We start from the raw sequence: 5,364 nt of genomic DNA, 5'->3' as shown, positions 1-5,364 counted from the left end.
AAAAACCTATACAATAACAATCATACTTAATTTTTAGCTTTAAAATTGTTTAAGTACCGATAAGATCGCGCCTCAAACTGGCTGCATCTCAACCTTTAAATAGAGATAATTTAGAAACAGCATTGCAGCTTTTAATTATCAATCCTTTATTTGAGACTGTAGATGCAGAATTAACCGCAGGACAAAAAACTGGCAGTAATGTTTTATTAGTTAATGTCAAACAAGCTCGCAGTTTTACAGCAGGCATTGGAGTAGATAACTATCGCGCTCCTAGTATTGGAGAGTTTCAGGGTAGCGTTAACCTAGCTCATGGCAATCTTTTAGGTTTTGGCGATCGCTTTTTTGCTCAATACGGTTTTACAGAAGGTTTAGATATTTACAATGCCAGCTATTCAATTCCCTGGAATGCCTATGATGGCACGTTTAGCTTTAGCTATGATAACAGCGATAGCGGTATTATCGAAGAAGAATTTCGCGATTTGGATATCGATAGCGAAACAGAGACTTATTCTTTTAGTTTTCGTCAACCTTTGACTCGTTCTCCTAATCAAGAATTTGCTTTAGGTTTGAGTTTGGATATCCGTCGTCGCGAGACTTTTTTAGGGGATGAACCTTTTTCTTTTTCTATTGGAGCAGAAGATGGGAAATCTAACGTAACAGTACTGCGTTTTTCTCAAAACTGGGTAAAGCGAAATGCAACGAGTGTTTTTGCAGCGCGATCTCAGTTTAATGTAGGAATAGATGCTTTTGATGCCACCATAAATAATACGGGGACTGATGGAACATTCTTTGCTTGGCAGGGACAATTTCAATGGGTAGAGCAATTATCTCCTAAAGTGTTATTTATTACTAGAGTTGGCGGTCAATTTACAGATAATTCTTTACTTTCTTTAGAAAAATTTAGTCTTGGAGGAGTTAATACTGTAAGAGGTTATCAAGAAAACCAATTAGTTACAGATAGTGGTGTATTAGGTACTTTAGAATTGCGTATTCCTGTCACTGAAAACCTTAATACTCTACAGTTGAATCCTTTTATTGAATTCGGTACAGGGTGGAATAATGATGAACCAGACCCCGAAAATACTACCATTGCTTCTGTTGGTTTGGGAATACGTTGGGCTGTAATAGAAGGATTAATCTTAAATATTGATTATGGTGTTCCATTAATCGATGTGGATAATGATGGGGATTCTTTACAAGAGAATGGCTTTCATTTTTCTGTGCGCTATCAGCCCTTTTAAATATTTAGCGCACTTCATAGCAGATATAGCTATTACCATTACTTTTATTAGGACAAGATACTATTAAACATTTAATAAATTAGATTTATGGCACATCGCTCTTTTCGCTTTTGGCAAATACTGTTTGTACTTGGTTTGGGAATATCTGTGTTGTTAGGACAAGTTTCAGTTCTTAACGCTCAAACTTATAATAAAGATTTAGTACAGCAAGGAATTACAGAATATCAACAGAGACAGTATCGAGCAGCTATTGAAAGTTGGAATCGTGCTTTGACTATTAAGCCAGAAGAAAAGAATCAACTCCACAAGGTTATTATCTTAGAAAATATCGCCAGAGCTTATCAAAAATTGGGACAAACTGAAAAAGAAATCGCTCTATGGCAAGATATTACAGATCGTTATCAGCAATTAGGAGAATCTCGCCAATTAGGTAGAAGTTTAACCGAATTAGCTCAAGCTTATAGTAGTTTGGGACAATATCGTAAAGCGATCGCCATTCTTTGTGGTAACGAAGCCGATTCAGAATGTACCAATAGTTCAGCGATCGCCATTTCTCAAAAAACTATAGATAGTTTGGGTGAAATGGCAGCAAAAGGAAGTCTGGGAGAAGCCTATCGTTTGCGGGGTAATTATACAGTAGCAGTTAGTTATTTAGAAGATAGTTTAGAAATAGCTCAAACTTTAGATATTCCACAGTTAGAGATGTCTGCATTAAATAGTTTGGGTAACACCTACAGTAGTTTAGCCCAAGTTAGCTATCGCAAAGCAGAATCGGCTGAAATTAGAGGAGATACCTATAGAGTTAGGGGAGAAGATTCTATTCCCTATAATCCTGTAATTCAATTTCGAGAAGATGGCAAACAACAAAACAAAATAGCTTTAGATTATTTCCAGCAGAGTCAGAACATCGCTACTAAACAAGAAAATTCTTTAGCTAAAGTCAGAAGTTTGATTAGCTCTATTCCTATTTATTATCGTTTAGCAGACTTTACCGCAGCAGCTAATAGCAAACAACTAGCCATCGATTCAATATCAACTCTTCCTTTAGAATCAACCACTATTTATGCGACTATCGATTTAGCAAAATTATTAGAGCCAGAAAAAGTTAGCTTTAGTAATTGTTACAATACAAAAACCCTAGATCGAGCAAGGAATCTATTACAACAAGCGGTTGATTTAGCCCAAAAGTTAGGAGACAACCGAGTCACCTCTTTTGCTTTGGGAGAATTGGGACATACTTATGAATGTTCTCAAGACTATCAGCAAGCTCTAGAAATTACCAAACAAGCCCGTTTTTTAGCCGAACAAGATAAAGATAGCCTCTATCTTTGGGAATGGCAGACAGGTAGAATATTATATGCTCAAGGCAGACAAGAAGATGGTATTGCAGCTTATGAAAGAGCGATCGCCACTTTAGAGAGTATTCGCGATGATATTTTAACTGCTAATCGAGACGTACAATTCGACTTCCGCGACACTGTCGAACCCATTTACAGGGAGTTAATAGAGCGTAGATTAGACAGGACAGACAATATTTCAGCGATCAAACCCAGTCAAACCCAACAAGTTAAAAATGTCAATTCAATTTTAACTACATTAGATTCTCTAAGACTAGCCGAACTACAAAACTACTTTGGTAATGACTGCGCTATTGGCGATGTTGCTGCGATTAATAGAGTAGATTTACTCGAACCCAACTCCCATACAGCCTACTTTAGCACCATTATTTTAGAAGATCGCACTGCGGTAATAGCTAACTTTCCAGGACGCAAAAGTAAAATAGTCTGGAATAACAGTAAGGGAAAAAAAGCGATCGCTGAAGAAATAAACCAGTTTAGAATGGGATTAGAAAACCTTTATCTTAAATTCGATACTTCTTTAGGACAAAGCATTTATAGCTGGCTGATTCAACCCTTTGCTGAAGACTTGCAACGAGAACAAATAACCACTCTGGTCTTTATTCAAGATGGTTTGCTCCGAAGTATTCCCATGTCTGCACTACACGATGGAGAAAAATTTTTAATCCAAAAATATGCGATCGCCACTACTCCCAGTTTAAATCTTATCAGTCCCACTACCTTAGATCGTCAAAACTTGAAAATCTTAGCTTTGGGACTTAGTAAAGCTTCTCAAGTAGACAATCAATCGTTTTCTCCTCTTCCTGACGTAGAAACTGAACTTACCTTCCTTAAGAGTATTTTTGAAGAAAGTACAAATTTATTAAATAATGACTTTTCACGCGATCGCTTGCAACAAGAATTAGCAGAAACATCCTATCATATAGTTCATATTGCTACTCACGGTCAATTTAGTTCCGAACCAGAAGATACCTTTCTTGTTACGGGAAAAAATGAGAAGCTCACTATTAACCAACTAGACCGTATTATTCGCAGCACCGCCAGAAATGAATCTCTCAACTTAATTTCTCTAACCGCCTGTCAAACTGCCGTTGGAGATGAACGCGCAGCTCTAGGATTGGCAGGAGTCGCCATTCAAGCAGGTGCAAATAGTGCTTTAGCTTCTTTATGGGCTATTAGTGATGAAATAACACCAGTGGTAGTAAAAGACTTTTATGTTGGTTTACAAGATGCCAATCTCAGCAAAGCTGTAGCCTTACAAAAAGCCCAAATAGCTTTAATAGAGCAAGATATTTCTCCTGCTTTGTGGTCGCCCTTTATTTTAATAGGTAATTGGAAATAGATTTTAATTACATTACTGCTCGATACCGCTCCATTGCTTTAAAAGACAATTTTCACTTTATTCTAAATACAGAACTACAATACACCATCATGAAACCTTTTAATCTTCTTTATGTTTTACGATTCCCTTTAATTGTCATTGTTACTTTATTTTGTAAACTCAGTCCTGCCTTTTCTCAAGCTAGTAATATCGTTCCCGACAACACTTTAGGTGATGAAAGTTCTCAAGTAATTGAAAATGTTGACGGACAGCCAAATGAGGTAATTACAGGAGGCGCACAAAGAGAACAAAATCTATTTCATTCGTTTCAAGAATTTAACGTAAGTGAAGGAAGAGGAGCGTTTTTTGCTAATCCCGAAGCGGTGAATAATATTTTTTCTCGCGTTACGGGTAGTAATCCATCAAATATCTTAGGGAGATTAGGAGTTAATGGTGCAGCTAATTTATATCTAATTAATCCTAATGGAATTATCTTCGGAGCAAATTCTAGTTTAGATGTGCAGGGTTCATTTAGCGCTACAACAGGTAACGGAATTAGGTTTGGCGAACAAGGAGAATTCAATACAATTAATCCGCAAGCACCAGAATTATTGACAATTAATCCTTCAGCATACTTATTCAATCAAATAGGCGCTCGAGACATCAATAGCATTCAATCTCAAGGAAATTTACAAGTTCCTGAAGGAGAAAATATAGTTTTGTTAGGTGGTGATATTACCTTAAAAGGTAATTTAGTAGCCCCAGGAGGAACAGTTGAATTAGGTAGTGTCAATGATACGGGAGAGATTGGGATTAGCGAAAATTCCAATCTAATTTTCTCTGATGAGGTAGCAAGAGGCGATATTTCTTTATCTGAAGGTTCAGCAGTATTCGTTTCAGCAATTGGAGAAGATGGAGGAGGTTTTATAAATGTTTATAGTCAAAATTTAAACTTAACTGAAGGCAGTCAAATGATTGCAGGAATTTTCCAGGGATTTGGTGATTCTGATACTGTGGGTGGAGATATTGTTATTGATGTGTTGGGAACAGCTTCTTTAGATGATAGTAGAATTACTAATACTATTGATGAGAATGCAGAAGGTACAACTGGAAAAATCGAAGTATTTGCCGAATCAGTGGTTCTCCAAAAAGGCGGAACAATAGTTGCTGATACTTCTGCAATGGGAAATGCTGGTGACATTTTTATAAATGCAACTGAATCAGTGATTGTAGATGGAGAAAGCAGCATTGATGGAGAAGCTAGTTCTATTACAAGTAATGTAAATTCTGATGCAGTAGGAAAGGCTGGCGATCTTGAGATAAGTACAAATTCATTGAGACTAACCAATGGTGGTGTGATTTCAACCAATACTGAGGGAAGAGGAGATGGGGGAAATATTAATATTAATGCAACTGAATCGGTGCTTGTAGATGGACAAAGAAA

The 5,364-nt window shown here is 36.9% G+C and carries 3 protein-coding genes; all 3 read left to right on the top strand.

Annotation, left to right across the window (positions count from 1 at the left end; all coding sequences use genetic code 11):
- Positions 1-122: 122 nt before the first annotated feature.
- Positions 123-1,241 carry a ShlB/FhaC/HecB family hemolysin secretion/activation protein gene (locus tag H1P_RS28345; protein WP_246141992.1) on the top strand — a complete coding sequence of 373 codons (1,119 nt, stop codon included), beginning with the start codon at positions 123-125 and terminating at the stop codon, positions 1,239-1,241.
- An 87-nt stretch (positions 1,242-1,328) separates the two neighbouring features.
- A complete protein-coding gene (locus tag H1P_RS28340) occupies positions 1,329-3,941 on the top strand; it encodes a CHAT domain-containing protein (RefSeq protein WP_144874039.1) in 2,613 nt (870 codons plus the stop codon).
- 89 nt (positions 3,942-4,030) lie between these two features.
- On the top strand, positions 4,031-5,364 hold a 1,334-nt coding region (locus tag H1P_RS28335; protein WP_144874043.1), incomplete at its 3' end, for a filamentous hemagglutinin N-terminal domain-containing protein.

The sequence above is a fragment of the Hyella patelloides LEGE 07179 genome, from assembly GCF_900659865.1.
Taxonomy (GTDB): Bacteria; Cyanobacteriota; Cyanobacteriia; order Cyanobacteriales; family Xenococcaceae; genus Hyella; species Hyella patelloides.
This window is presented reverse-complemented; position numbering and strand designations above follow the sequence as displayed.

What these genes read in the sequence shown, in the direction of transcription:
- H1P_RS28340 (WP_144874039.1), top strand. Translation starts at nt 1,329, where the DNA reads ATGGCACATCGCTCTTTTCGCTTTTGGCAAATACTGTTTGTACTTGGT.